1 protein-coding gene is annotated in these 737 nt (G+C 62.6%); it reads right to left on the bottom strand.

Features of this window, described 5'->3' with window-relative positions:
* Positions 1-737, bottom strand: a 737-nt coding sequence (locus EII35_RS16145) for a DUF6531 domain-containing protein (RefSeq protein WP_221739809.1), incomplete at both ends; no start/stop codon positions are given.

Genomic DNA, 737 nt, shown 5'->3' on the forward strand with positions numbered 1-737 from the left:
AGCGGTAAGTGACACGGCGGCCATCATCAGCCTCCACCGCAACAATCCGATCCCCCTCCCACAGGATCATCAACTCCCGGCCACGGACATGACGGACCCGAACCAACCGCTCCCCCTCATGGCAAAACTCAACCGCAGCCCCGTCGGTGAGGGTGAACGAGGTGGGCCGCCCAGCCGGGCTGAAACACCATCGAGCGCCTCCATTGTTCGACACCACGAACCCGTCACCCTCACGGGCCAACCAATAATTCTCATGCCCGGCACGACCGAACCCGTCCCCCAACCGCGGAAAGAAGACTTCTCGGCCATCCACCAGGCTCCACGTCGCGCCCTCATCCGTGACCTGGAGCCCGCAGCCATCAAACGACGCCCACCCGGGACCATGCCCACCGATCTTCGGGCTCAGCGACGAGTACGACCGCGCCCACCCCAACAACCCAGCCGCGCCCTCGTACCGCAGATCCTCCTCATTGGCCACGAAGTTCCCCGTCGCCGTGTTCACCGGATCATTCGCATACCCCGACGTCGGGGGATTCCCAATCGCCTCCACAGCGGGGATCTCCAACTCCGGGCGCTCCTCAGAGATCCCATTCGCTGCCAAACTCTGCGCGATCGCGTCATTCGACACCGACGAAACCACACCCGAACCACCAGCCGCCTCAAAATTCGCCGCAACCACATCAGTGCGGACACAATCATTGTCATTCGAGACGATGTAATTCGAAAAGCCCGCCAGT

The organism is Arachnia propionica (assembly GCF_003932785.1).
Classification (GTDB): Bacteria; Actinomycetota; Actinomycetes; order Propionibacteriales; family Propionibacteriaceae; genus Arachnia; species Arachnia propionica_B.